The following is a 24373-nucleotide window of genomic DNA, read 5'->3' as shown; positions in this document are numbered from 1 at the left end:
CGTCTAGCCGGCCAGGATGTCGCCGAGGTCGAACTTCACCGGCTCCTCGAGCTGCTCGTACGTGCACGAGCTCGGGTCTCGGTCCGGGCGCCAGCGGTTGAACTGGGCCGTGTGCCGGAACCGGACGCCCTCCATGTGTTCGTACCGGACCTCGACGACGAGCTCCGGCCTCAGCGGTGTGAAGGACAGGTCCTTGCCGCCGCTCCACCGGCTGCCTTCGGCGTTGCGCGGCGTCCGGGTGCCCTCCTCCTGCTTGGCCCAGGCCCACGGATGATCATCGAACGTGGTCACCAGCGGCTGCAGCTCGGTGAACAACTCCTTCCGCCGGGCCGCCGGGAAAGCGCCGATCACGCCGACGGAAGCAAGATCACCGTCGTCGTTGTAGAGGCCGAGCAGCAACGAGCCGATCGCGTCGGGGCCGCTCTTGTGAACTCGGTAGCCGGCCACCACGCAGTCCGCGGTCCGTTCGTGTTTGATCTTGAACATGACCCGCTTGTCCGGCTGGTAGGTCACGTCGAGTCCCTTGGCCACAACGCCGTCCAGGCCGGCGCCCTCGAACTGGGTGAACCAGTCCTCCGCCAGCTTCGCGTCACGGGTGACCGGGGTGAGATGAACGGGCGCATCGGCCGCCGCCAGGGCCTGCTCGAGCGCGGCCCGGCGTTCGGTGAACGGGCGGTCGGTGTAGTCCTCGTCGCCGAGCGCCAACAGATCGAAGGCGATGAACCGGGCCGGGGTCTGCTCCGACAGCAGCTTGACCCGGCTCGCGGCCGGATGGATCCGCTGCTGCAGCAGGTCGAAGTTGAGCCGGTCGCCGCTCTCGCCGATGACGATCAGTTCGCCGTCGATCACGGCGCGATCGGGGAAGTTGGCCTTGACCGCCTCGACCATCTCCGGGAAGTAGCGGGTCATCGGCCGCTCGTTGCGGCTGCCGATCTCCACCTCGTCGCCGTCACGGAAGATGATCGAGCGGAAGCCGTCCCATTTCGGTTCGTAACTGAAGTCGCCGGCCGGGATCTGCTTGACCGACTTGGCCAGCATCGGCTTCACCGGCGGCGGTACGGGGAGGTCCATGTCGACACGCTAACCGAATCCGGGCGCCGTAGGATCGCTTCCGTGCCCGAGCCGGATCCCGCCCTGACGATCGAGGGACTCTCGGTACGGCTCGGCGGTCGCCGCATCCTGTCCGAAGTGAACCTGGGCGTGCAGCCCGGCCGACTGACGGCTCTGCTCGGCCCGAACGGTGCCGGCAAGACGACATTGATCCGGTGCTGTGCCGGCCTGATCACCCCCGACGGCGGCCGGATCTCGGTGCTCGGTGCCGCTCCGGGGACTCCGGCGGCGCTGGCCGGGGTCGGCATGATGCCGCAGAGCACCGGGGCCTGGTCGGGGGTGCGGCCCGGTGAGTTGTTGCGCTATCTGAGCAGCTTGTACGGCGAGCCGCACGATCCCGCGGTGCTGCAAGCTCGGCTGGGCATCGACGCGTACGCCCGGATCCCGTACCGGCGGTTGTCCGGCGGCCAGCAGCAGGCGGTCAATCTCGCCGGCGCGCTGATCGGCCGGCCGAAGTTGATCTTCCTCGACGAGCCGACCGCCGGAATGGATCCGCACGCACGCAGGGCGACCTGGGGACTGCTGCGCGAGCTCCGTACCGCGGGGGTGGCGATTCTGCTCACCACGCATGCGATGGAGGAGGCGGAGGCGCTGGCCGACCAGGTGTCGATCCTGGACGGCGGCGTGATCAAGATCGCCGGTACGGTGGCGGAGCTGACTGCGGGCGGCGCCAGCCTGGAGGAGATCTTCCTGTCGTCGACCCACCCGGGAACGCCATGACCACCCTGGACTTCACGCCGGCCCCGGCGGCCGCTCCGGCATCCCGCCGGATCCTGCAGCACGCGATCATCGAGGCGAAGCTCCTGGTCCGCAACGGTGAGCAACTGTTGCTGGCGCTGGTCATCCCGGTCGGCGTCATGATCATCGGACGGATCGTCGGCGGGCCGTTCGGCGACCTCGGCAGCCTGGTCCCGTCGGTGCTCGGGCTCGCGGTCTGGTCCAGCGCCTTCACGTCGGTGGCGATCGCGACTGGCTTCGAACGTCGCTATGGAGTCCTGGAACGCCTCGCGGCGACGCCGCTCGGGCGCCCCGGCCTGCTGGCCGGCAAGACCCTCGCCGTGATCATGATCGTGGTCGGCCAGCTGATCGTGATCTTCGTGGTCGGGTTGCTGCTCGGCTGGCGACCCCGGTTCGGCCCGGTGCCGGCGCTGGCAGCTTTGGTGATCATGGTGCTGGCGATCGCGACGTTCAGCTGCCTGGCCCTGTTGCTGGCCGGTCGGCTGCGCGCCGAGGCAACGCTGGGCCTGGCGAACCTGATCTACCTGATCTTCGCCGCCGCTGGAGGTCTGGTCATCCCGATCGACGGTTACCCCGCCGCCCTGCGCCCGATCCTTCCGTTCCTGCCCACCGGCGCGCTCGGCGAGGGCCTGCGAGCCGCCGCGGCCGGCGCTCCGCTGTGGTGGCCGGTCCTGGTGCTGGCGGGCTGGTTGGTGATCAGCGGGATCGCGGCCCGGGCCAGTTTCCGCTGGACCTCCTGAGCGTGCGTCACGGCGGCAAATCAGTCGCGTCCTGACGGTGGTCAGCACTAGCGTCGGCCGGATGGCAGAGTTCGTGAAGGGGCTGGAACTGGCGCACAGCTTCTACGAGGACGTCGTGGCGCCGTTGATCGGTCGACCGCACACGGCCTGCCTGATCGGCGAAGGCTCCGAGGTGCTCGGGTACGACACCGAGCGGTCCACCGATCACGAGTGGGGACCGCGGCTCCAGGTCTTTCTCGCCGAGGAGGATGTAGCTCTCGTCCGTGACCGGATCCAGGGCCGGCTCCCGTTGCACTATCGGGACCGACCTACCAGCTGGTACTCCCTCGACGCCGGCAAGGAGACGCACCATCTCGAGATCGGTACGCTCACCGACTGGCTGGCCCGCCGAATCCCCACGATCACCCTGGAACCACCCGATCTCGCGACCTGGCTGAGCGTCCCGCAGCAGCACCTCCTGCAGCTCACCGCCGGCAGGGTCTTCCGCGACGACCTCGGCGAACTCACTGCACTGCGCACCCGTTACCAGTGGTACCCGGACGACGTCTGGCGCTGGATCATGGCGGCGCAGTGGCACCTGATCGCCAACCAATCACCCTTCCTGGGCCGCTCCGTCGAGCTCGGTGATCTTCGGGGCGCCCGGTTGATCACCGCGCGGCTGTGCCGGTTGATCATGGAATTGGCGTTCCTGCAGGAACGCCGCTATCGGCCGTACGACAAGTGGTTCAGCCGCGCCTTCGACGACCTCGACGCCGCCGGCGACCTCGGACCCTTGATCGATCGGGCCCTGACCGAGCCACCGACCGGGCGGGCCGACGACTCGGTGCTCCGGGCCATGATCTTGGCCGGCAGCCGGCACAACGAGCTCGGCCTGAGCGAGCCGGTGCCACCGAAGATCGGACCGTTCGAGGTCGGAATCAACGCTGCCGTCCGGCCCTACCCGGTGCTGAACTCGGCCGCCCTCATCGACGCCATCGTCGACTCGATCACCGATCCGGCGCTCCGCGACCTGCCCCGTGTCGGAACCATCGACCAGCTCACCCACGCCGACGACCTGTTGATCAACTTCACGGAGTGGCCGGCACGCCTCGCTCGCACCTTCCGCACCCAGCCGCTCATTTGACCTCATCGACGCGCCGTTCTATTCTGATTGCAATCTGCAAGCAGTTAGTGGAAGGGGTCAGTCATGGGAATCGTGTTCGCCCAGATGTCCGTGTCCGTCGACGGCTACGCCGGGCACCCCGAGATCGAGAAGACCTGGGAGTACCTCGGGCGGCTCACCAGTTGGGTGCACGACCTGCCGACCTGGCGGGACCGGCAGGGGATGACGGGCGGGACGCCCGGACCGGCCGATGATCTCGTGGCCGAGGAGTTCCAGGCCGGCGCGTACGTGCTCGGCCGGAACATGTTCGACTTCGGCGAGGAGCCGTGGGGCACCAACCCGCCCTACCGGGCGCCGGTCTTCGTCGTCACCCACCGCCCCCGCGAGGTCCTGCACAAGGAGGGCGGCACCAGCTTCCACTTCGTCACCGACGGCCTGGCCTCGGCCGTCGAGCAGGCCAAGGCCGCGGCCGGCGACAGGAGCGTCGGCATCTACGGCGGCATCGGCATCATCAGGCAGGCGATCCGGGACGGTCTGGTCGATGAACTGCACCTGCACCAGGTGCCGGTCCTGCTCGGCGAGGGAATCCGGCTGCTGGACGAGCTCGGCGCCGAGGCGAAGGAACTCGTGGCCACGCGCACCGTCGCGATCGACGGGGTCAATCACCTCTACTTCAGGTTCGACCGCCCGTCCTGACACCTCGGCCAGGATTCCAGTCGATCCGTCTGGCGTCCTCGGACGGCGTCGGCGGACGGGAATCCCTACGACAGCAGCGGAAACCGAGCCGCGGCCGGACCGAGCTGGTCCCGCTCGACGTCGGTGAGCCGATCCCGTCCGGTCGCGACGGCCAGCACCCTGGCCTCGTTCCAGCCGAGCCCGGCCGGACAGTCCTGGCCCAACAGCGAGCGGAACACGGGCGCCATCACCGCGTGCGCCGCCGGTGTCGTCCACGGCGGCCGGTCGAGGGAGAGCGCGACGTCCAGGCCGTGCGCCGCCAGCGAGATCACCCGGGTCGCCAGCCAGTCACCGAGCCGCATCGGCCCGACCCGGGGCACCTCGACGATCCGACCAAGATCATCGTCCGCGAGGGCCGCGGTAGCGTCCCGAAGCGAATCCGCCAGCACATCGGCGACGCCGGCCTCCAGTCGAGCCGCGGCCCTTTGGGCCTGCCGCACGTTGTTGTCCCGGTATTCGGCGGTGCCTCGCTCGGGCCGGCAATAGTAGTCGGCGGCTTCGCGCGGACGGGTGCCGGCCGGAGCGGTACGGAACTCGCCGACCCGGATGCTGTCGGCGATGTGCACGATCAGCTCGGCCAGGTTCCACGGCGGGCAGTTCGTCGGGCGCCCAAGATCATCGGCGCCGAGTTCCCGGACGATCCCGAGAAGGGCCCGGCCCTCCGCGCGGAAGGCTTCCAGCACAGCATCCATGACCCAGTCCTAGCACGTGTTGCCGCACCCGCTCGCTGAGCTTGTCGAAGAGCAGGCTCAGCCCCGGATCCCCCGATCGCTCGTATCGAGCCGACTCGCGGTCGCCACCTCCGGCACTCGCGGCCGTTGGCGCGAAGCCCTCTCAAGTTCGAACGCTGGACGGCTCTGAAGCGCTTGATCAATTGAGCTGCGGCGGAAGGACGACGGCACCCGGCGCTGATCAGCCGACCGCCCGCGAACCAGCCCGGCTGAACCCACCACCGCGGCTGCGGCCCCGGAATGCCTCCCGACGGGTCCCCCTGCAGCCGACGGTGGTGATCATTCAGGCGGGCAAGGCAGCATGCGTCACGTCACAGGCACGAACCCGACGTGACCTTGGTTCGGCGTGCAGCCGGCCGTTGGTGGTTCGAGTGGTGACCGCTGGACCCGGGGTCGTCGCCCGAGGCCGGGGCGGTGGATGCGGCGGTGCCCGAGCGGGGCTGGACGGACCGGGCAGCGCACCGCCGGACCGGCCACCATGATCAAGCGGTCCGGCACCGAGGACTCGAGGGGTTACCCGACGCTACCGGCCCCGGAGCACCGGCCGCTGTTCCTGCCCGGGCGATGTCGCGAAACCTCTTGGTGTCGACCACAACGGGCCGGTACAACGTTGCAGCCGTCGATGCGAAGTGAAATCGCGACACGCCCCCGCCCTCCGCAGCCGCGACCGCCCCCGCATACCGCGACCGTTGCCTCATCATCGCAGCCTCGACATCACCGAGCGGACCGCTTGACCGGCAGAACTCGGCGAAAGCGAGGTCACATCATCCGCTCAGTGAACTGCGCCCGCCACGGCCACGACGGCCGCGATCCGTCGGAAACCGGCTCAGCTGTTTCGGCTCGGGTGCGGCGGATTCGGGGCTGAGCCTGTCGAAGGGGCAGGCCCGATTCGACCCGGCACTTCGGCAGGTCAGCTCGCGCGGAGCAACCCAGTTCCTAGCATGGGGCTCCCTCGCCCTGTTCCAGCAGCGCGGCGATCTTGGACCGGCAGCCGCCACAACCGGTGCCGGCGCGGGTTTCCCGGCCGACGTCGGCGACGGTTCGGGAGCCCGCGGCGATCGCGGCCTGGACGGTCTCCTTCGGCACTCCGTTGCAGCGGCAGACCGGCGCTCCGGACGGCTCGTCGCCACCGTCCGGGCCGTCGCCGCGGAGCAGCAGGGAGCGATCCCAGGGCAGTTCGGTCCCGGTGTCGTACAGCCAGGCCAGCTCCGCGCCCGCGTTCGGCATGCCCAGGCTCACCAGGCCGGTCAGCCGTCCTTCCCTGGTGATCATCTTGACGTAGCGGCCGTGAGCCGGGTCGAGCCACTGGGCCACCTCAAGTCCCGGCGTCCAGGGTCCGGCCAGCGTGTCGCCGGCGGCCACCAGATCAAGATCATCCGCCTTCAGCTGGATCATTCCGTCGATCCCCGTCCCGACCGTGACCGGGACACCGTCGATCAGCCGATCCGCCAGCGCCTCCGCCTGTTCCCAGCCCGGCGCGATCAGGCCGGCCGGCGCCGACGTCTTCAGCGGACGCTCCGTACATTCGGAACAGTACGGCTCCGCGGCGCACCGCACCTCCGCGCAGTCGCCGACGGCGAAGATCGAATCCGTACCCCAGCAGGCGAGTTCGTGATCGACCAGGATCCCGTTGTGACAGCGCAGCCCCGCCGCCTCGGCCAGCTCGGTCCGGGCCAGCGCGCCGCAGGTCAGCACGAGTTCGTCGCCGCGGACGAACCGCCCGTCGCTGAACTCGATCCCGGTGAACCGGCGGCCATGATCATCGTCGGGCTCGGTGAGCAGCGCCCGGCAGATCACATCGGACACCACGAACACCCCAGCCGCACGCAGCGCCCGGAGCAGCAGCCGGCCGCTGTCCTGATCAAGGGCGCGGGCCATCGGGTGTTCGCCCGAGTGGATCAAGGTGGCGTCGATCCCGGCCCGGGCCAGGCCGAGCACCAGTTCCAGGCCGAGTACGCCGCCGCCGAGCACGACGATCCGCCGGCCGGCGGCCACCGAGTCGCGCAGCCGGTCCGCGTCGTCGAGGGATCGCAGCACCTGGATGCCGCTCAGCTCACGCGGGTCGATCCGGCCGGAGAACCCTTCCAGGGAAGGGACATAGGCGCGGGCGCCGGTCGCGAAGACGAGCCGGTGCCAGCCGATCAACTCTCCGCCGGCCAGGGCCACGGTCCGGGCCTCGCGATCGACCTCGGTGACCACGGCGCCGAGCCGGACGTCCACGCCGTCACCGATCAGCTCGGCCGCATCGGACAGCCAGAGCGACGCGCGGGTCGCGACCCCGGTCGCCAGTTCGCCGATCATGACCCGGTGGTAGGCCGGTTCCGGCTCGGCGCCGATCACCGTGATCGCGAACCGCTCCGGCTCGCCCGCCTCCCGGCGACTGCGGTTGGCCGCGCGCAGCCGGTCGATCAGCCGAGCCGCCACCGGCCCGAACCCGATGATCACCACCCGTTCCGGTCCGTTCATTCCCCCACCTCCACATGATCGTCGGCCGCCACGCGCTCGACCCGCACCGACGCGACCTTGAACTCCGGCATCCCCGAGACCGGATCGGTCTCCTCGGTGGTGAGCAGGTTCGCCCGCTGCCGGTCCGGAAAGTGGAACGGCAGGAACACGGTGTCCCGGCGGATCGCCTTGCTGTAGACGGCCCTGACCCGGCACTCGCCACGGTCGTTGTGCAGCCGGACCGGCTCGCCGTCGCCGATGCCGAGCGCCGACGCGGTCGCCGGGTGAATCTCCAGCATCGCCTCCGGCCGCGCCGCCGCCAGTTCCGGCACCCGCCGGGTCTGCGCCCCGGACTGGTAGTGCTCCAGCAGCCGCCCGGTGATCAACACCAGCTCGCCGCGCCGGTGCAGCCGGTCGGCCGGACCGCGATACTCGACGGTGATCAACTTCGCCCGGCCGCTCGGCGTCGGGAAGCCGTCCGTGAACGGCCGCGGCGTCGACCGGCCACCTTCGGGGTACGGCCAGTAACAGGCCTCGCCCTGGTCCAGCCGGGCGTAGCTGATCCCGGAGTAGTCCGCCCGGCCGCCCGCGGAGGCCCGCCGCAACTCGTCGAACACGGTCTCCGGATCGGCGCTGAAGCCGGTGGTCTCGCCGAGCCGGCGGGCCAGTTCGGTGAGGATCCACAGCTCGCTGCGCACCCCGGCCGGCGGTGTCACCGCGGCCCGGCGCCGGATCACCCGCCCCTCCAGGTTGGTCAACGTGCCGTCCTCCTCGGCCCATTGGGTGACCGGCAGCACCACGTCCGCCAACCGCGCCGTCTCGGAGAGGACGAAGTCGGACACCACCAGGAAGTCCAGCCGGCGCAGCCGTTCCGCCACCGCCAGCGAACGCGGCGCCGACACGACCGGGTTCGAGCCGTGCACCAGCAGGGAACGAATCCCGCCCGGCTCGCCGATCGAGGCCAGCAGCCGTACCGCGGGGAGGCCCGGGCCCGGCAGTCGGTCGGCCGGCACGCCCCACACCTCGGCCACCGCGGCCCGCGCGGTCGGGTCGGTGATCATCCGGTAGCCGGGCAACTGGTCCGCCTTCTGGCCGTGCTCGCGGCCACCCTGACCGTTGCCCTGGCCGGTCAGCGTGCCGTAGCCGGAGTCCGGCCGGCCGACCAGACCGAGCACCAGGGCCAGGTTGATCGCCGCGGTCGCCGTGTCGGTGCCATCGGCGTGCTGCTCGACACCGCGCCCGGTGATCACGTAGCTGCCGGCCCGCGACGCGAGCAGCCGGACCGCCTGCCGGATCAGAGAAGCCGGGACTCCGGTGACGGTCTGGGTCCGGGCCGGGTGCCAGGCCGCGACCGACCGGGCCAGCGCCTCGAAACCCTCGGTCCGGGCCACCAGATAGTCATGATCAACGAGATCCTCGGCGATCGCGATCCTGATCATGCCCAGCAGCAGGGCGAGGTCGGTGCCGGGCACCGGCTGCAGGTGCAGCCCGCCGCCGTCCGCGGTCAGGTCCGCGGTCGCCGAGCGGCGCGGGTCCACGACGATCAGACCGCCGCCGGCGCGGATCCCGTCCAGGTGCTGCACGAACGGCGGCATGGTGTCGGCGACGTTGGAGCCGAGCAGCAGCAGTTGGCCGGCCTGATCAAGATCGGTGACCGGGAACGGCAGCCCGCGGTCCAGCCCGAGCCCCCGGTTGGCCGCCGCCGCGGCCGACGACATACAGAACCGGCCGTTGTAGTCGATCATGGCCGTACCGAGCGCCACCCGGGCGAACTTCCCCAGCAGATAAGCCTTCTCGTTGGTCAGCCCGCCGCCGCCGAACACGCCGTTCGCGTCCGCGCCGTAGCTGGAGCGAAGCTTGATCAACCGTTCGGCGATCAGGTCCAGCGCCATGTCCCAGGACGCTGCCGCGAAGCCGCCCCGGCCGTCGGCGATCAGCGGCTCGGTCACCCGGTCCGGAGTGCCGAGCACCGCGGCCGCGGTCCAGCCCTTGCGGCACAGGCCGCCGCGGTTGGTCGGGAACTCCCGCCCGGCCACCTCGACGCCCGCCGCGCCCGGCGTCAGGTTCATCCCACACTGCAGGGCACAGTACGGGCAGTGCGTCTCGGCCATTCAGATCCGCCGCGCGGCCATCGCCGAACCCGGCCGCAGGTAGCAGAACCAGGTGATCGCCAGCATGATCAGATAGGCACCGGCGAAGCAGCCGAAGGCCAGGTCGTAGCCCTGCGTCTGTTCGTACGAGATCCGCAGCACCTGCGGAATCACGAAGCCGCCGTACGCGCCGATCCCGGAGACGATGCCGAGCGACGCGGCCGCCAGCCGTGCCCCGCTCATGCCGCCGGCGGCATGGAAGACGGCCGGCAGCATCCGGTACGTCGAGCCGTTGCCGACCCCGGTGGCGATGAACAGGAAACAGAAGCAGGCCAGGAAGATCCAGAAGTTGCCGGACCTGGTCGCGAAGATCGCTCCGGTCACGCCGAGGGCCAGCGCGACGAACGACACCGCGGTCAACCGGGCGCCGCCGAACCGGTCCGCCAGCCGGCCGCCGAACGGCCGGGCGATCGAGCCGACGAACGCGCCGAGGAAGGCCAGCGACACGGTCGCCGCGCCGACCTTGAAGCCTGCGTAGGACGGGAACGCGTCACTGATCAACTTCGGGAACACGCCGGCGAAGCCGATGAACGAGCCGAAGGTGCCGATGTAGAGCACGGCGATGATCCACAGGTGCGGCTGCCGCAGCGCCGCCAGCGAGGCCGCGACGTCGGACCGTGCGCCGGACAGGTTGTCCATCCGGCGCCAGGCGCCGATCACCGCGACGATGATCAACGGGACCCAGATCAGGCCGGCCAGCGGCAGGTTCACCGCGGCGGCCGCACCGATCGTGATCACGATCGGCACCACCAACTGGCCGACCGACGCGCCGAGGTTGCCGCCGGCCGCGTTCAGTCCCAGCGCCCAGCCCTTCTCGGCCCGCGGGAAGAAGTAGGTGATGTTGGCCATCGACGAGGCGAAGTTGCCGCCGCCGAAGCCGGCCGTCGCGGCGATCAGCAGCAGCACCGGGAACGGCGTCGCCGGGTTCGCCACCGCGACGGCCAGGCTGATCGCCGGGATCAGCAACAGCAGGCCGGACACGATCGTCCAGTTGCGTCCGCCGAACCGCGCCACCGCGAAGGTGTACGGGAAGCGCATGGTCGCCCCGACCAGGCTGGGCAGCGAGATCAGCCAGAAGATCTCCGAGTTGCTGAACCGGAAGCCGGCCGCCGGCAACGAGACGACGACGATGCTCCACAGCCCCCAGACCACGAAGCCGAGGAACTCGGTGAAGATCGACCAGCGCAGGTTCCGGTGCGCGATCGCCCGGCCGCCGTTCGCCCACTGTTCGGCGTTCTCCGGGTCGTAGTCGTCCAGCCAGCGGCCGGGCCGCCGGGTCGGTGCGACGGCCGTCGCCGTCCGGGCCTGGGTGGCCGCATCGATGTCGAGCGCCATCTCGTCTCCTCGATGATCATGGAACTGGTGCCGAGACTTACGCTAGGAACGCGGAGTGTCGGACCTGGTGCGGTCGGGTCACGACCCGGTTAGCTCTTGCGCACAAGCCGTTTCGGGTGCTGTGAGGCGACGGACGTTCATCCGGTAGCCGCGCTTGATCACGGTGCTGATCAAGTCCGGTACGCCGAGGCTGCGGCGCAGCCGGCTGATCGCGACCTCGAGCGCATGCGTGTCGGCCTGGTCGGACAGCCCCTCGACCAGTTGTTCCCGGGACAGCACCGCCGACTCCGCGTCGGCCAGCCTGCGGAACAGGGCCAGCGCGGTCGGGCCGAGCCGGACCTGCCGGTCACCGACCCGTACCGTCTGGCCGCGCAGCTCCAGCACCTCCGCGTCGCCGACCAGGGTCCGATAGCGTCGCACCCGGTCCCGGTTCAGCCGGTCGCAGACCAGCCTGATCAGTGCGCCCATCCGGTACCGGTCCGGCATGATCACGTCGATCCCGGCCTCGGTCAGCGGGCCGGCGGTGACCGGGCCGACCGCGACGGTGATCACGTCGGAACGCAACGCGGACAGGAAGTCCGACCACCGGCCGCTGGACCTGGCCAGGGCCAGGGTGGCGTCGGCAGCCGGCGCACTGGTGAAGGTGAGCGCGTCGAGTGCCCGGTCGCAGACGGCGTCGATCAGCCGCTGGGAGCGGTCGTCGCCGCTGACCGGCGCCCACCGGTACGGCGCGACCGTGTGCACCGCGGCGCTGGCCGAGCGCAGCCGGGCCAGCTGCACCTCGTCGGTGTAACCGTGCAACTGGATGCCGACCCGGCGGCCCGGGCCGGCCGCGATCACCGCGTCGACCAGCGAGGCGGTGGTCTCCGCGTCGCTCAGCGACGCCTCGTCCAGCCCGGCGGCCCGGATCGCGCCGAGCGCCTTCGGGCCGCGGGCCAGCACCCGGGACCGCTCCAGGGTGTCGATCAGTTCCGCGCCGAGACCGGCCACGTCGGCGACCTCGAGCCAGCGGTGCATCCCGTAACCCGTGGTGATCAGGACGAACTCCGGCCGGGCCGCGATCAGCCGCCGGGTGTCCTCGATCAGCGACGCGTCCGACTCGTTCACCGCGATCCGCAGCGACGGCGCGTGCAGCACCTCGGCGCCGCGCCGTTCCAGCGCGGTGATCAGATCCTCCGACCGCCGGTCCGAGGTCACGCCGACCCGGAACCCCTGCAGGGCAGGGACTGTCGCGTTCACGCCGGACCCAGGCCGGCCGTGATCAACAACGGCGCCAGGTCGGCGTGGGACCGGACCACCTCGCCCACGATGATCACCGCCGGCGACCGGACCCCGATCCGGGCCGCCTCGCCGGGCAGCGAACCGATGGTGCCGACGGTGGTCCGCTGCCCGGGCCGCAGCCCGCGTTCGATCACCGCGGCCGGCGTGTCCGGCTCCAGCCCGGCCCGGACCAGGCCGGCGCCCAGCTGGTGCAGGTTGGCCACGCCCATCATGATCACCAGGGTTCCGCCGACCCGGACCAGCGCGTCGAAATCCTCGTCGGACAACGGCTCATGGCCGGAGACGACGGTGAAGGACCGGCTCACGCCGCGTTGGGTGACCGGGATGCCGGCCGCGCCCGGCACCGCGATCGCGCTGGACACGCCGGGCACCACCCGGACCTCGATCCCGGCCGCGCGGCACGCGTCGACCTCCTCGCCGCCGCGCCCGAAGACGTACGGATCGCCGCCCTTGAGCCGGACCACCGACGCACCGCCCCGGGCATAACGGATGATCAACTCGTTGATCCGATCCTGCCCCACCGGATGGTGGTACGGCCGCTTCCCGACATCGACCAGCGTCGCGCCGGGCGCCAGCTCGGCCAGCCGCTCGTGCGGCGCCAGCCGGTCGTACAAGATCACGTCGGCGTCGGCCAGCGCCGCCCGGGCCGCCACCGTGAGCAGTTCCTCCGGTCCCGGCCCGCCGCCGACCAGGGTCACCCGGCCGGCCGCGATCGCCGCCGGCTCGAGCACCGTCGGCACGCCGAGCCGCCGGCACTGCCGCCGGATCGTCTCGACCCGGACCGCCGGCAGGCCGGGGTCGCCGTCGATGATCACGCACCGCGACGGCGGCAGCTGAGCCACCGGCAGCAGGGCCAGCCGCCAGGCGACCGGATCGTCGTCGAGCGGCAGCTCGGACGCGCCGACCCGGCGGACCCGCGCTCCGGCGGCCCGGTAGCGCCGGTCGGCCCGCCGACTCGTGGACTCGGCGCCGACCAGCAGCACCACGCTGCCGGTCAGGTCGAGCTCGCCGATCATGATCGGCGTCCGATCGCCGGGCCGGAGATCAGCGGCGGACCGGACGACGCCCCCGCCGGCGCGTTGACGAAAGGCCGGAACCGGCGCAGCCGCTCCGGGTCCGCCAGGGTCGCCGCCCACTCGTCGACGTAGCGCTCCACGTGATCGGCCATCGCCTGCTCCAGTTCCTCGGCGATTCCGAGCGAGTCGTCGATCACCACGGACTTGACGTGATCGAGGCCGCCGTCGATCGACGCCAGCCAGGCCGACGTCCGTTGCAGCCGGTCGGCGGTGCGGACGTAGTAGATCAGGAACCGGTCGATGTAGGAGATCAGCGTCGGCGTGTCCAGGTCGGAGGCGAACAGGACGGCGTGGGCCGGTTGGAAGCCGCCGTTGCCGCCGACGTAGAGGTTCCAGCCGGCCTCGGTCGCGATCACACCGACGTCCTTGCTGCGGGCCTCGGCGCACTCCCGGGCGCAGCCGGAGACGCCGAGTTTGATCTTGTGCGGTGCCCGCAGCCCGCGGTAGCGCAGTTCCAGTTCGACGGCCATCCCGACCGAGTCCTGGACGCCGAACCGGCACCAGGTCGAGCCGACACAGGACTTCACGGTCCGGACCGCCTTGCCGTACGCGTGCCCGGACTCGAAGCCCGCGTCGACCAGCCGGCGCCAGATCTCCGGCAGCTGCTCCAGCCGGGCCCCGAACAGGTCGATCCGCTGCCCGCCGGTGATCTTGGTGTAGAGCCCGTACTCCTCGGCGACCTGGGCCAGCACAGCCAGCTTCTGCGGGGTGATCTCGCCGCCCGGGATCCGCGGCACCACCGAGTAGGTGCCGTCCTTCTGCAGGTTGGCCAGGGCCCGGTCGTTGGTGTCCTGCAGGCCGCCGCGGCCGCCGTCCAGGATGTAGGCGCCGCCCTGGCTGGCCAGGATCGAGGCGACCACCGGCTTGCAGATGTCGCAGCCGCGGCCGGTCCCGTAGCGGTTCAGCACCTCCTCGAACGAGGTCAGCCCGAGCACCCGTACCGCGTCGAACAGTTCCTGCCGGGACGACGCGAAGTGCTCGCAGAGCGCCGTGGACACGGTGATCCCGGCCTTGATCAACTCCGAGTCCAGCGTCTTCTTCAAGATCGGCACACAGGAACCACAGCCGGTGCCGGCCCGGCTGCACTGCTTCAACTCGCCCAGGTCGGTACACCCGGTCCCTGAGCCTGTCGAAGGGCCTTCCTTGATCAACTTCTTGACGGTGCCGACCGGCACGTTGTTGCACGAGCAGAGGATCGCGTCGTCCGGCAGTTCGGTGGCCGGCCGGTCACCGCCCGCCACCGAGAGATAGCGGCCCGGCGGCTCGGGCAGGTCCCGGCCCAGCAGCGGCCGCAGCGACGGGTACGGGTCGGCATCGCCGACGAAGATCCCGCCCAGCAACGTCTTGGCGTCCCCGGTGACGATGATCTTCTGGTAGAGCCCGCGGGCCGGGTCGGCGTACACCACCTCGAGGCAGCCCGGCAGCTGCCCGAACGCGTCGCCGAACGAAGCCACCTCGACCCCGGACAGCTTGAGCTTGGTCGCGGTGTCGAAGCCAGGGAACCGCGCGTCGCCGCCGGTCAGCCGGTCCGCGACGACGTCGGCCATCGCGGTCGCGGGCGCCACCAGGCCGACCGTGCGGCCGTCGAAGCAGGCCACCTCGCCGATCGCGAAGATCGCCGGATCCGAGGTACGGCAGCGATCGTCGATCACGACGCCGCCCCGCTCCCCGACGTCGAGCCCGGCCTGCCGGCCCAACTCGTCCCGCGGCCGGACCCCGATCGCGATGATCACGAGATCCACCGAGAGTTCCCGGCCGTCGCTCAGCTCGACCGTACGGCCCGCGCCGTCGACCCGTACCTCGGTCGGATAGACGTCCAGCAGCACGGTGTGCCCGGTGTCCCCGATCAGCCGGCCCAGCGCCTCGCCGCCGCCCTGGTCGAGCTGGGTGTTCATCAGCCAGCCGGCCGCGTTCACGACGATCGCCTCGGCGCCGAGCTCGGCCACCCCACCGGCCGCCTCCAGCCCGAGCAGGCCGCCGCCGACGACCAGCACCCGGGGCTTCCGTCCGAGGGTTTCGGGCAGCTCGAGCAGCTCGGCGCGCAGCCGGTCGACGTCCTCCAGGGTGCGGTAGACATGGCAGGAGTCGGCGCCGGTGATCGGCGGCACCAGCGGGTAGGAACCGGTCGCCAAGATCAACTCGTGGTAGGCGTGGTCGGCCGCGGTCGTCCTCACGTAGCGGCGTTCCCGGTCGATGCCGGTGACCTTCTCGCCGGTGCGCAGTGTGACGTTCGGATGCTGCCACAGGTCGGGATCGCCGAGGGTCAGGTCGACGTCGCCGGTCAGCCGGCGGGACAGCGCCACCCGGTCGTACGGCGCCCAGGGCTCCTCGGTCAGGACCATGATCGACAACTCGCCGGCCGGGTCGCCGGCCACGAGTCGTTCCACGCACCTCTGGGCCGCGGGTCCACCGCCGACCACCACCACTCGTCGGGTCATGTCTCGACGCTAAGCAGCCGCGATTACCCGGCCATTTCCCCGATGTAACCGCGGCATGACAGCGTTCACACGGCGCACGCTCCGGACTGTGAGGGGGTCGTAACGCCGCTGATACGAAGCAGCCATCCGCCCGCAACAACCCCCCGCCTACGCTGGCCGCACCATGATCACGATCACTGAACCCGTGGCCGCCCGGACCTGGATCCCGGTGTGCCGGCTGGACGACCTCGAACCCGGTTGGGGCGAGGCGGCGTTGATCATCGACGATCACGGCGCTCCCGCGCAAGTGGCCCTGTTCCGGCTCGACGACGACAACGTCTACGCGACCTCGAACACCGATCCGCACACCGGCGCGGAGGTGATGGCCCGCGGCATCGTCGGGTCCCGCGGCGACGCGCCGACCGTCGCATCGCCGCTGCACAAGGAGATCTACGACCTCCGCACCGGAGCCGGCCTGACCGATCCGGAGCTGGCCCTGCGCAGCTATCCGGTCCGGCTCACCGACGGCACCGTCGAACTCGGCCTCGACTGAGCGATCGGCGGCCCCACCGGGGTCCGTCCGGCTGACCCACCGTCGATCGGGGCCTGCAGACTGCACGCCGATCGGTGACAGTGCGCAGGTGCCGCCGGCCTTGCGCAGCGGGCAGTCTCGGCGGCATGAGCAGCTTGTCGTTCGCCGAGCGGAGTCGGCGCTGGGTGCCCTGGCAGGGCCGGCGGGCCACCGCGGCCGACGTCGCACTGATGGCAGCCATCGGCGGGGTGATCGTGCTCGGGCTGGTGGTCCGGCCGCTGCGCCCGTACCTGATCGCCTCGAATCCGGTGCTGCTGGAGTTCCTGGGCGGCGGCCTGGCCGAGATCGGGGCGGCCGCGGCGTTCGCCCGGATCGGCGAACTGCCGCTGTGGCTGGCGATCGTCGCCGGCGTCGCCGGCATGATCAAACTCGACTGGCTGACCTGGTGGGCCGGCCGCCAGTGGGGCCTCGGCATCATCAGCTTCTTCACCACCAGCGAGCGCACCAAGCGGTTCGCCGAGCGGGCCCGGGAGCTCGATCCGTGGCTGCTGCGGCTGGCCGTGGTGCTGGCCCCGCTGCCCGGCGTGCCGAGCCCGGTGATCTTCGCGCTCGCCGGCTGGACCCGGATGCGGTTGATCCCGTTCCTGCTGCTGGATGCGCTCGGGTCACTGTTGATCACCGGGCTGGTCGCCGGTCTCGGCTACGGACTGGGTCAGCACGCCGTCGATCTGGTGCTGACCATCGATCGGTACGCGTCGCTGGTCAGCCTGACGATCATCGGTTTCGCGCTGACCGTGCCCTTGATCAGGAAGCTGATCAGGAGGCTCCGCAGGAAAGAGGTCGGTCGGCTCTCAACCGGGCCTGCGGGTACCCAGGAGAGCCGACCTGGGTGAAACTCTAGCCGACCGATTCCCAGCTGATGATCAACACCGGCTCAGGAATTCCCAAAGTGCGGATCATGCTTCGCAACGGCTCCTCCGGGCTGCTGTCAGTGGGTCCGCGTAGCGTCCCGGTCGACGGTACGACGAGAGGAGCAGAGTGTGTATGACGGGGCCATCATCATGGAGAGCCTGCGGGTCGGGACGAGCCTGGAGGCGTTCCCGCTGATCCTGCGGCGGTTGAGCAGGTACGCGGTGAAGACGGCCTCGGCCGACCAGCCGCCGGTGTGGACCGAGTTCGTGTTCGAGGTCGCGGACGAGCACGCCGTGGAGCTGGCCGACGCGCTGGCCGAGGTGCTGGACCAGCCGGGCTGGTACGCCGACTTCCACAACGACGAGGAGAACTTCGTGATCTACCCGGGCCGGGTATTCCGCTACCGGCGGGGTGATCAGCTGGCCCGGGCCGAGGCACAGGAGCACGGCCGGACGCTCGGCGTCCCGGAGCCGCAGCTGGACTGGACCGACTGAAACGCGCACCGAGCCTGTCGAGGCACCAAACCCGACCGCCGCGCCCTGAGCCTGTCGAAGGGCCAAGCCGGACGTGGCCTTGCCCTCGACAGGCTCAGGGAACGTTGTGGCTTCGGCCCTTCCGCCTTGATCAGGGAACGTTGCGGCGGCCGAGTTCCGCGGCCTGGCGGAGAGCCTCGATCATGCTGTCGGCCGAGGCCCGCCCGGTGCCCGCGATGTCGAACGCGGTGCCGTGGTCCACCGACGTCCTGATCACCGGCAGGCCGACCGTGATGTTGACGCCGGCCTCGATCCCGAGCACCTTGACCGGACCGTGGCCCTGATCGTGATACATCGCCACGATCAGGTCGTAGTCGCCGCGGCCGGCCAGGAAGAAGGCGGTGTCGGCGGGCAGCGGTCCGCGGGCGTCGATCCCGTCGGCACGGACGGCGGCGATCGCCGGTTCGATCTTGGTCGCCTCCTCGCCGTAGCCGAACAGGCCGTTCTCCCCCGCATGCGGATTGATCGCGCAGACGCCGATCCGGGGGTTCTCGATTCCGGCGCCGAGCATGGCGGCCTGGCCGCGCCGGATGGTCCGTTCGACCAGGCCGGGTTCGATCATGGCGATCGCGTCCAGCAGGCCGACGTGGGTGGTCACGTGGATCACCTTGACCTTGGGCGTGGACAGCATCATCGACACCTCGGGGGTGCCGGTCAGGTGGGCCAGCAGCTCGGTGTGGCCGGGGAAGACGTGGCCGCCGGCGTGCAGCGCCGCCTTGTTGATCGGGGCGGTGCAGATCGCCGCGACCTCGCCGCGCTGGGCGAGCTCGGCGGCCACCCTGATGAAGTGGTACGCGGCGTCGCCGGCCACCGGGCTGACCTCGCCCCAGGGCAGCTCGGCCGGGACCAGGCCGAGGTCGATCGTGTTGATCACGCCCGGAGCGAACCGGGCCTGCGCCGGCTCCTCGATCGTGATCACCTCCACCGACGCGGCCAGGATCTCCGCCGCCAGCCGCAGCCGTGCCGCGTCGCCGATCACCACCGGGTGGCAGAGCCGGCCCACCTCGGCCGCGCGACCGTCGCCGCGCAGCGCGCCGACGCAGATCTCCGGGCCGACCCCGGCCGGATCGCCCATCGTCACCGCCACCAGGGGCAGGTCGTTCCCGGTGTTGATCATGGTCATGGTCGGTCCTGTCGGGTCGGGGCGGACAGTCGGTCGAGGATGCGGACCAGCGAGTCGGGCCCGCCGAAGCTGCCGGGCCGGGTCACCACCGTCCGGTCCCCGGCGGCGCCGAGTGCGACCGCACCGTGGTGGATCTCGGCGCACAGCCGGAGCGTGTCGACGCCGAGCCGATCCAGGACGGCACGGGCGGTGTGGCCGCCGGTCAGGACCAGGGGCACCTCGATCCCGGCGAGGACGTGCTCGGTGAGAGCGGCCAGTTCGGCGACCAGGCCCGCGTCGTCCGCGTCGGCGGTCTGATCGGTCGGCCCGGACAGCTGCCGCTCGGGCAGCCGGAGCACGGCCGGGGCATCGCCGGCCAGGTGCTGCCGGACCTCGGCCGCGGTCCGCTCCGGCCAGCCCGCACGCCCGGCCGGCCGGGTCCAGACCCGGGTGCCGGCGACGGCCGCGGTGAGCGCGTCGAGTTGCCCGGCGAGGGTCGGCGCTGCCGTACCGACGACGAAGAGGATGGCGCGCCGAACGCGCACCGAGTTCGACAGGACGGCCCGCTGAACGCGCACTGAGCCCGTCGAAGTGCCAGGCACCATCGAGCCTTGCCCTTCGACAGGCTCAGGGACCGTATCGGCTAGCCGGCGGGCGAGGGCGGCGATCAGCCCGGCCGAGCCGGCGTAGCGGACTCCGGGCAGGGCGAGGCTCGCCGCGACGATCCGGTCCAGCGCCGCGTCGTCCGTGGCGTCGCACAGCGCGATCCGCCCTGCCTGCGCGGTCTGCGCAATCCGCTCGGCCAGTTCGGGCACGGCGAGTTCGGGCAGCACAGCCGTCGGCAGCGGCGCCAGCAGCTCGGCCAGCGGCGCCGCGCCGATCGGCCGGCCGTCGTCGAGGTCGCGGGCCGCCCCGCCGATCACCACCCGCCGCTGCACGGGCAGGGCTGGCGCGAACACCAGCGGGTACCGGTCCGGGTCGAGGGCGGCCAGGTGGGCGACCAAGCGGCCGCGCAGCAACGAATCGATCTTGCCGATCAGCAGCGGCGCAGGTGCCGCCCGGATCGCGGATCGGGCCCGCTCGGCGGCATCGAGGGCGGGCCGCTGCCGGGTGTCGGTGTCGACGGTCCAGATCGTCGTGCCCGGGGCCGGCCGGGCGTCCGGCCGCAGCCCGATCCCGATCGTGCCGCCGAACCCGTACCGGTGGAAGACGGCGGCGCTCTCGACGGTGCCGGTCAGGTCGTCGCCGATCACCGTGACCCGGAGCGTCACGGCCGACCCGACGGTACGACGACGACCTCGACCCCGCCGGCGCGGAACTCGGCGACCACCTCGTCCGGCGCGCCGACGTCGGTGACCAGGGTCCACGGCCGGTCCAGCCGCGCCCAGGCGTGGAACGGTCGGTGGTTCAGCTTGGCCGCGTGCGCGAGGACGTACACCTGCCGGGACCGGCGCGCCATCAGTTCCTTGAGCCGGGTCTGTTCGGGTTCGGCCTCGCAGAGCCCGCTGTCGCTGGTCACGCCGTCGGCGCCGAGGAAGGCGACGTCGAAGCTGAGCCGCTCCAGGGCGGCCTCGGTGAGCGGCCCGACGAAGGCGTCGCTGAGCGCCCGGACCCGGCCGCCGAGACAGATCGTGGCGACGTCGCCGCGCCCGTGCAGCTGGCCGATCACCGGGATGCTGGCCGTCGTGACGGTGACCCCGAGGCCGGCCGGCAACAGGCGCGCCACCTGGGCGACGGTGCTGCCGGCGTCGAGCAGTACCGAGGTGCCCGGCTCGATCCGGCCGGCGGCCCAGCCGGCGATGGACCGTTTGGCCTCCGCGGCCTCGCCGCCGCGCTGTCGGAGCGAGGACTCCGGGACCGCCATCGCGCCGCCGTAGGTCCGGGCCAGTCGGCCGGTGCCGCTCAGCCGGGCCAGATCCCGGCGGATCGTCGACGCGGTGACGCCGAACCGTTCGGCCAGCTCGGCCACGCCGGCCGGCCCGCGATCGGTGGCCAGCCGCAGGATCTCTGCCCGCCGTTGCTCAGCGCCCACCCGTTCAGCCTAACCCGAAGCTGCGCGAATCGCGCAGGTGAATCTGCGCATGATGCGCAGAAGGTCAGCGCACTTCCTGGATCCGGATCTGGTTGCCGGCCGGGTCGCGGAAGGCACAGTCGCGCACCCCGTACGGCTGCTCGGTGGGTTCCTGGATCACCTCGGCATCGGCCGCCCGCACCTTCTCGAACGTCGCGTCCAGGTCGGGTGTGGACAGCAGGATCCAGCCGTAGGTGCCCTTGGCCATCATCGAGGAGATGGTCCGCCGCTCGTCGTCGGTGACGCCCGGATCGGCACCGGGCGGCGCGAGCAGGATCGAGATGCCGGGCTGCCCGGGCGGGCCGACGGTGATCCAGCGCATCGCGCCCTTGCCGACGTCGCTGCGCACCTCGAACCCGAGCGCGTCGCGATAGAAGGCCAGCGACGCCTCCGGGTCCTGGTGCGGCAGGTAGCTCGTGTCGATGGAGATCTGCATGGCGACAAGCTACTCCGCCGCACCCGGCCCGGGACCAGGTTCAAGCCAGCAGCTTCGCCCAGGTCTGCGGGCCGACGATGCCGTCCGCGGTCAGCCCGTTCCTGGACTGGAAGTCGATCACCGCGGCCTTGGTCCTGGCGCCGAAGACGCCGTCGACGGTGAGCCCGTACGAGCCCTTGGCGTTCAGCAGCTGCTGGGCCTCGCTGACCGCGGCGCCCTTCGAGCCTTCCTTGATCGTCGGCTTGCTCGGCGTACCGCCGCCGACGTTGTACTGATAGAGGTGGTACTTCTGCATCATCGAGATGATCTTGTCCGAGTACGCCGGATCGGTGGCGTAGCCGGCCTTGTGCACCTCGCGGATGAACTGGTCCGGATTGCCGGTGTGATCGAACGCGGCGGCGTAGCGCGGCCGGTTCCGCAGGAAGTGTCCATGATCACGGAACGAGTCGGTGGCGCTGGCGTACCCGCGGAACAGGGCCACCTCGTCCCAGCAGTTGCCCTGCGGATCGCACTCCTGGGTCACCTTCTCGATGCACCGGTTGGAGATCGGACCGTTGTCCGTACCGCACTTGATCCCGAAGTAGGCATTGCCCTCCTTGGTCAACGACGACTCGCCCCAGCCGGACTCCAGCGCCGCCTGGGCCATCGCCACCGACGCCGGTACGCCGAACTCGCGCTCACCGGCCTGGGCCGGATCCTTCGCGGCGGCGAAGAACGTCGCCGGGTCCTCGGCCCGCGCCGAGTCGGTCGTCCCGACGATGATCATGCCGGCGGTCAGCGCGACCGCGGCGACGCCCCCGAGGATGACGCCCATGATCGACTTCTTGACTCTCATGATCGTTTCCCCTCTCGGTCGGGAAGCTCAGGCGAGCAGTTTCTCCCAGGTCTTCGGACCGACGATACCGTCCGCGGTCAGCCCGTTCTTGGACTGGAAGTCGATCACGGCGGCCTTCGTCTTGGCACCGAACACGCCGTCGACGACCAGGCCGTAGTTCCCCTTCGCGTTCAGCGCCGTCTGGGCCCGCTTCACCGCCTCGCCGGTGCTGCCTTCCTTGATCGTCGGCGGGGGCGGCGGGGTGCCGCCGATCTTGGCCACCAAGGCGTCCACCGCCGGGTCTCCGGGCGGCTTGTTCAGCTCGAAGTGCATCTCGTCGGGGGTGCCGCTATAGTCGCCGCCCCAGCGGACCACGCCCTCGCAGTAGTTCAGGATGGCCCGGATCGCCGAGACCTGGGGTGCGTTGAACGTGCCGCGGCTGCCCTGCGGGTGCTTCGGCGCGTTGAAGTCGAGCGCGGTGCCGCTGGCGTGGTTGGACAGCGTGGTGCCGCCGCCGATGGTGCGGTAGTTGAAGCCCCAACAGCCCGGCGTGATCAGCGCTTCGACGGTGTCGACGTACTGCCGGGCGACGAAGCCGAGGATGGTCTCCGGAGCTCCCGGCGCGACGCCCTGCGGGAACTTCACGCCGCCCACGTTGAAGTCGCGGTTCACGGCGAGGTTCTCGGCCGCCGGCCAGCCGTTCTGGGAGGTGGCCGCGAACGCCGGCTGGACTCCCAGCGCTCCGACGCCCACGACGCCGAGCCCGGCGATGCCGACGCCGCGCAGGAACCCGCGCCGGCGCAGCAGGCTCGAGGTGGGATTCGTTGCTTCATGGTCAGTGCACATGGTTCGTCTCCTCGCAGTTGAGCCGAAAAGTTGCCTGCACCACGAGTCAACCCTGCGGAATAGGCGGTCCGCTACCCCTCTGTGCCACAAATTCACCTGGAAGACGCATCCCAGGCCAGGAGTTTTCCCAGCCTGTGCTCCTCTGCCGTACCGTTCCACAGGTCATCCGCGACCGTTCCACGCAAACGCGACCGTCGCAATGGTCGCGGATGGATACAACGGTCGCGGCTGCGCGTCGAGGCCGTCCGGTCAGCCGAAGATCAGCGGGTCGACCGCGGCGGCGACGAACAGCAGCGCCAGGTAGGAATTGGACCAGTGGAACAGGCGCATCGGCTTCAGCGCCGCGTCGGTCTGTCCCTGCACCGCCCGCCGGGCCAGCAGCGTCGCCTCGACCATCAGCGCGGCGCCGAGCACGCCGGCCACCAGCGGATAGAGCCAGCCGGTCCCGGCCACCGGCCAGAGCAGCAGCGACATGCCGACCGTCGCCAGTGAGTAGATCCAGATCCGCTTCGTCACCACCGGCGCCGACTTGACCACCGGCAGCATCGGCACCTCGGCGGCGGCGTAGTCCTCGCGGTAGCGCATGGCCAGCGCCCAGGTGTGTGGCGGCGTCCAGAGGAAGACGACGCCGAACAGGACGAACGGGGCCCAGTCCAGCGACCCGGTCACCGCGGTCCAGCCGATCAGGGGCGGGAAGCAGCCGGCGATGCCGCCCCAGACGATGTTCTGTGAGGTACGGCGCTTGAGCCACAGCGTGTAGACGAAGATGTAGAAGGCGTTCGCGCCCAGCGCCAGGAAGGCCGACAGCCAGTTGACGAAGAAGCCGAGCCAGAGCGTCGACACCACGCCGAGCACGGCACCGAAGATCGTCGCGGCCCGCGGCCCGACGGCGTGCCGTGGCAACGGCCGGCGCCGGGTCCGGCGCATCCGCTCGTCGATGTCCCGGTCGAGTACGCAGTTGAAGACGTTCGCGCTGGCCGCCGCCAGGGTGCCGCCGACCAGGGTCAGCGCGACCAGGGCCAGCGACGGGATGCCCCGCGCGGCGAGGAACATGGCCGGCACGGTCGTGACCAGCAGCAGCTCGATGATCCGGGGCTTGGTCAGGCCGACGTAGGCGGCGAGCACGTCGCGGACGCGGACGGCCGATTGGTCCGTCTGCGGGTCGGATCGGGGCTCGGTCGCTGTCGGACCGGGCACCTCGACGCTCGTCACAGACTTGTCTCGCTCACTCGTACTCGGGGGTCAACTGCCGGGCGGAAACCGCTAC

Annotated in this window: 22 protein-coding genes; 7 read left to right on the top strand and 15 right to left on the bottom strand. The window is 71.0% G+C overall.

Annotation, left to right across the window (positions count from 1 at the left end; genetic code table 11):
• Positions 1-3: 3 nt before the first annotated feature.
• Positions 4-1071 carry an ATP-dependent DNA ligase gene (locus BKA15_RS26955; protein WP_179756194.1) on the bottom strand — a complete coding sequence of 356 codons (1068 nt, stop codon included), beginning with the start codon at positions 1069-1071 and terminating at the stop codon, positions 4-6.
• 42 nt (positions 1072-1113) lie between these two features.
• On the opposite strand from BKA15_RS26955, the gene BKA15_RS26950 reads away from it, so the two are divergent.
• The 4 genes from BKA15_RS26950 (at position 1114) to BKA15_RS26935 (ending at position 4386) form a co-directional block, all read left to right on the top strand.
• The gene (locus BKA15_RS26950) at positions 1114-1830 is read left to right on the top strand and encodes an ABC transporter ATP-binding protein (RefSeq protein WP_179756192.1); all 717 of its coding nucleotides are present in this window, start codon (positions 1114-1116) and stop codon (positions 1828-1830) included.
• Positions 1827-2588, top strand: a complete 762-nt coding sequence (locus BKA15_RS26945) for an ABC transporter permease (protein ID WP_179756190.1) — start codon at positions 1827-1829, stop codon at positions 2586-2588. Before BKA15_RS26950 ends, BKA15_RS26945 begins: the two co-directional genes overlap by 4 nt.
• Before the next feature lie 61 nt (positions 2589-2649).
• Positions 2650-3711 (top strand): DUF4037 domain-containing protein, encoded by a 1062-nt coding sequence (locus BKA15_RS26940; protein ID WP_179756189.1) that lies wholly within the window; start codon positions 2650-2652, stop codon positions 3709-3711.
• Positions 3712-3774: 63 nt separating this feature from the next.
• Positions 3775-4386 (top strand): dihydrofolate reductase family protein, encoded by a 612-nt coding sequence (locus BKA15_RS26935; RefSeq protein ID WP_179756187.1) that lies wholly within the window; start codon positions 3775-3777, stop codon positions 4384-4386.
• Between the two features lie 65 nt (positions 4387-4451).
• Here BKA15_RS26935 and BKA15_RS26930 read toward each other — a convergent pair whose 3' ends face one another.
• The 7 genes from BKA15_RS26930 to nirB all read right to left on the bottom strand — a co-directional run bounded on the left by BKA15_RS26930 (position 4452) and on the right by nirB (position 15881).
• Positions 4452-5117 (bottom strand): maleylpyruvate isomerase N-terminal domain-containing protein, encoded by a 666-nt coding sequence (locus tag BKA15_RS26930; RefSeq protein WP_179756185.1) that lies wholly within the window; start codon positions 5115-5117, stop codon positions 4452-4454.
• 975 nt (positions 5118-6092) lie between these two features.
• Positions 6093-7622: an FAD-dependent oxidoreductase gene (locus BKA15_RS26925; RefSeq protein WP_179756183.1), complete on the bottom strand. Its 1530-nt coding sequence runs from the start codon at positions 7620-7622 to the stop codon at positions 6093-6095.
• Complete coding sequence (locus BKA15_RS26920; RefSeq protein ID WP_179756181.1) at positions 7619-9712, bottom strand: molybdopterin oxidoreductase family protein; 2094 nt, start codon at positions 9710-9712, stop codon at positions 7619-7621. Before BKA15_RS26920 ends, BKA15_RS26925 begins: the two co-directional genes overlap by 4 nt.
• Positions 9713-11086 carry an MFS transporter gene (locus BKA15_RS26915; protein WP_179756179.1) on the bottom strand — a complete coding sequence of 458 codons (1374 nt, stop codon included), beginning with the start codon at positions 11084-11086 and terminating at the stop codon, positions 9713-9715. It lies immediately after the preceding gene.
• Between the two features lie 78 nt (positions 11087-11164).
• A complete protein-coding gene (locus BKA15_RS26910; RefSeq protein WP_179756177.1) occupies positions 11165-12325 on the bottom strand; it encodes a uroporphyrinogen-III synthase in 1161 nt (386 codons plus the stop codon).
• Positions 12322-13383: a uroporphyrinogen-III C-methyltransferase gene (cobA, locus tag BKA15_RS26905; protein WP_179756175.1), complete on the bottom strand. Its 1062-nt coding sequence runs from the start codon at positions 13381-13383 to the stop codon at positions 12322-12324. Before cobA ends, BKA15_RS26910 begins: the two co-directional genes overlap by 4 nt.
• A complete protein-coding gene (nirB, locus tag BKA15_RS26900) occupies positions 13380-15881 on the bottom strand; it encodes a nitrite reductase large subunit NirB (protein WP_179756173.1) in 2502 nt (833 codons plus the stop codon). The genes cobA and nirB overlap by 4 nt, the downstream gene beginning before the upstream one ends.
• A gap of 163 nt (positions 15882-16044) precedes the next feature.
• On the opposite strand from nirB, the gene nirD reads away from it, so the two are divergent.
• The 3 genes from nirD to BKA15_RS26885 all read left to right on the top strand — a co-directional run bounded on the left by nirD (position 16045) and on the right by BKA15_RS26885 (position 17798).
• A complete protein-coding gene (nirD, locus tag BKA15_RS26895) occupies positions 16045-16413 on the top strand; it encodes a nitrite reductase small subunit NirD (protein ID WP_179756171.1) in 369 nt (122 codons plus the stop codon).
• A gap of 125 nt (positions 16414-16538) precedes the next feature.
• The gene (locus tag BKA15_RS26890) at positions 16539-17285 is read left to right on the top strand and encodes a DedA family protein (RefSeq protein WP_179756169.1); all 747 of its coding nucleotides are present in this window, start codon (positions 16539-16541) and stop codon (positions 17283-17285) included.
• A 147-nt stretch (positions 17286-17432) separates the two neighbouring features.
• The gene (locus tag BKA15_RS26885; RefSeq protein WP_179756167.1) at positions 17433-17798 is read left to right on the top strand and encodes a hypothetical protein; all 366 of its coding nucleotides are present in this window, start codon (positions 17433-17435) and stop codon (positions 17796-17798) included.
• A gap of 130 nt (positions 17799-17928) precedes the next feature.
• On the opposite strand, the gene pdxA is transcribed toward BKA15_RS26885, so the two are convergent.
• The 7 genes from pdxA to BKA15_RS26850 all read right to left on the bottom strand — a co-directional run bounded on the left by pdxA (position 17929) and on the right by BKA15_RS26850 (position 24318).
• Positions 17929-18960, bottom strand: a complete 1032-nt coding sequence (gene pdxA / locus BKA15_RS26880; RefSeq protein WP_246322430.1) for a 4-hydroxythreonine-4-phosphate dehydrogenase PdxA — start codon at positions 18958-18960, stop codon at positions 17929-17931.
• Positions 18957-20210 (bottom strand): four-carbon acid sugar kinase family protein, encoded by a 1254-nt coding sequence (locus tag BKA15_RS37030; protein WP_179756165.1) that lies wholly within the window; start codon positions 20208-20210, stop codon positions 18957-18959. The genes pdxA and BKA15_RS37030 overlap by 4 nt, the downstream gene beginning before the upstream one ends.
• The gene (locus tag BKA15_RS26870; RefSeq protein ID WP_179756163.1) at positions 20207-20971 is read right to left on the bottom strand and encodes a DeoR/GlpR family DNA-binding transcription regulator; all 765 of its coding nucleotides are present in this window, start codon (positions 20969-20971) and stop codon (positions 20207-20209) included. The genes BKA15_RS37030 and BKA15_RS26870 overlap by 4 nt, the downstream gene beginning before the upstream one ends.
• A gap of 64 nt (positions 20972-21035) precedes the next feature.
• Positions 21036-21446, bottom strand: a complete 411-nt coding sequence (locus BKA15_RS26865) for a VOC family protein (RefSeq protein WP_179756161.1) — start codon at positions 21444-21446, stop codon at positions 21036-21038.
• A 40-nt stretch (positions 21447-21486) separates the two neighbouring features.
• Positions 21487-22281 (bottom strand): glucosaminidase domain-containing protein, encoded by a 795-nt coding sequence (locus BKA15_RS36615; RefSeq protein ID WP_179756159.1) that lies wholly within the window; start codon positions 22279-22281, stop codon positions 21487-21489.
• A 27-nt stretch (positions 22282-22308) separates the two neighbouring features.
• Positions 22309-23106 carry a peptidoglycan-binding protein gene (locus BKA15_RS26855; protein WP_179756157.1) on the bottom strand — a complete coding sequence of 266 codons (798 nt, stop codon included), beginning with the start codon at positions 23104-23106 and terminating at the stop codon, positions 22309-22311.
• A 249-nt stretch (positions 23107-23355) separates the two neighbouring features.
• A complete protein-coding gene (locus BKA15_RS26850) occupies positions 23356-24318 on the bottom strand; it encodes a heme o synthase (RefSeq protein ID WP_179756154.1) in 963 nt (320 codons plus the stop codon).
• Positions 24319-24373 lie beyond the last annotated feature (55 nt).

Source organism: Microlunatus parietis, from assembly GCF_013407955.1.
GTDB lineage: Bacteria > Actinomycetota > Actinomycetes > Propionibacteriales > Propionibacteriaceae > Microlunatus > Microlunatus parietis.
Note: the sequence above shows the minus strand (reverse complement) of the source record. Positions and strands in the feature narration are given on the sequence as shown.

What these genes read in the sequence shown, in the direction of transcription:
- BKA15_RS26955 (WP_179756194.1), bottom strand. Translation starts at nt 1,071, where the DNA reads ATGGACCTCCCCGTACCGCCGCCGGTGAAGCCGATGCTGGCCAAGTCG.
- BKA15_RS26945 (WP_179756190.1), top strand. Translation starts at nt 1,827, where the DNA reads ATGACCACCCTGGACTTCACGCCGGCCCCGGCGGCCGCTCCGGCATCC.
- BKA15_RS26940 (WP_179756189.1), top strand. Translation starts at nt 2,650, where the DNA reads ATGGCAGAGTTCGTGAAGGGGCTGGAACTGGCGCACAGCTTCTACGAG.
- BKA15_RS26935 (WP_179756187.1), top strand. Translation starts at nt 3,775, where the DNA reads ATGGGAATCGTGTTCGCCCAGATGTCCGTGTCCGTCGACGGCTACGCC.
- BKA15_RS26930 (WP_179756185.1), bottom strand. Translation starts at nt 5,117, where the DNA reads ATGGATGCTGTGCTGGAAGCCTTCCGCGCGGAGGGCCGGGCCCTTCTC.
- BKA15_RS26925 (WP_179756183.1), bottom strand. Translation starts at nt 7,622, where the DNA reads ATGAACGGACCGGAACGGGTGGTGATCATCGGGTTCGGGCCGGTGGCG.
- BKA15_RS26920 (WP_179756181.1), bottom strand. Translation starts at nt 9,712, where the DNA reads ATGGCCGAGACGCACTGCCCGTACTGTGCCCTGCAGTGTGGGATGAAC.
- BKA15_RS26915 (WP_179756179.1), bottom strand. Translation starts at nt 11,086, where the DNA reads ATGGCGCTCGACATCGATGCGGCCACCCAGGCCCGGACGGCGACGGCC.
- cobA (WP_179756175.1), bottom strand. Translation starts at nt 13,383, where the DNA reads ATGATCGGCGAGCTCGACCTGACCGGCAGCGTGGTGCTGCTGGTCGGC.
- nirB (WP_179756173.1), bottom strand. Translation starts at nt 15,881, where the DNA reads ATGACCCGACGAGTGGTGGTGGTCGGCGGTGGACCCGCGGCCCAGAGG.
- nirD (WP_179756171.1), top strand. Translation starts at nt 16,045, where the DNA reads ATGATCACGATCACTGAACCCGTGGCCGCCCGGACCTGGATCCCGGTG.
- BKA15_RS26890 (WP_179756169.1), top strand. Translation starts at nt 16,539, where the DNA reads ATGAGCAGCTTGTCGTTCGCCGAGCGGAGTCGGCGCTGGGTGCCCTGG.
- pdxA (WP_246322430.1), bottom strand. Translation starts at nt 18,960, where the DNA reads ATGACCATGATCAACACCGGGAACGACCTGCCCCTGGTGGCGGTGACG.
- BKA15_RS26865 (WP_179756161.1), bottom strand. Translation starts at nt 21,446, where the DNA reads ATGCAGATCTCCATCGACACGAGCTACCTGCCGCACCAGGACCCGGAG.
- BKA15_RS36615 (WP_179756159.1), bottom strand. Translation starts at nt 22,281, where the DNA reads ATGAGAGTCAAGAAGTCGATCATGGGCGTCATCCTCGGGGGCGTCGCC.
- BKA15_RS26855 (WP_179756157.1), bottom strand. Translation starts at nt 23,106, where the DNA reads ATGTGCACTGACCATGAAGCAACGAATCCCACCTCGAGCCTGCTGCGC.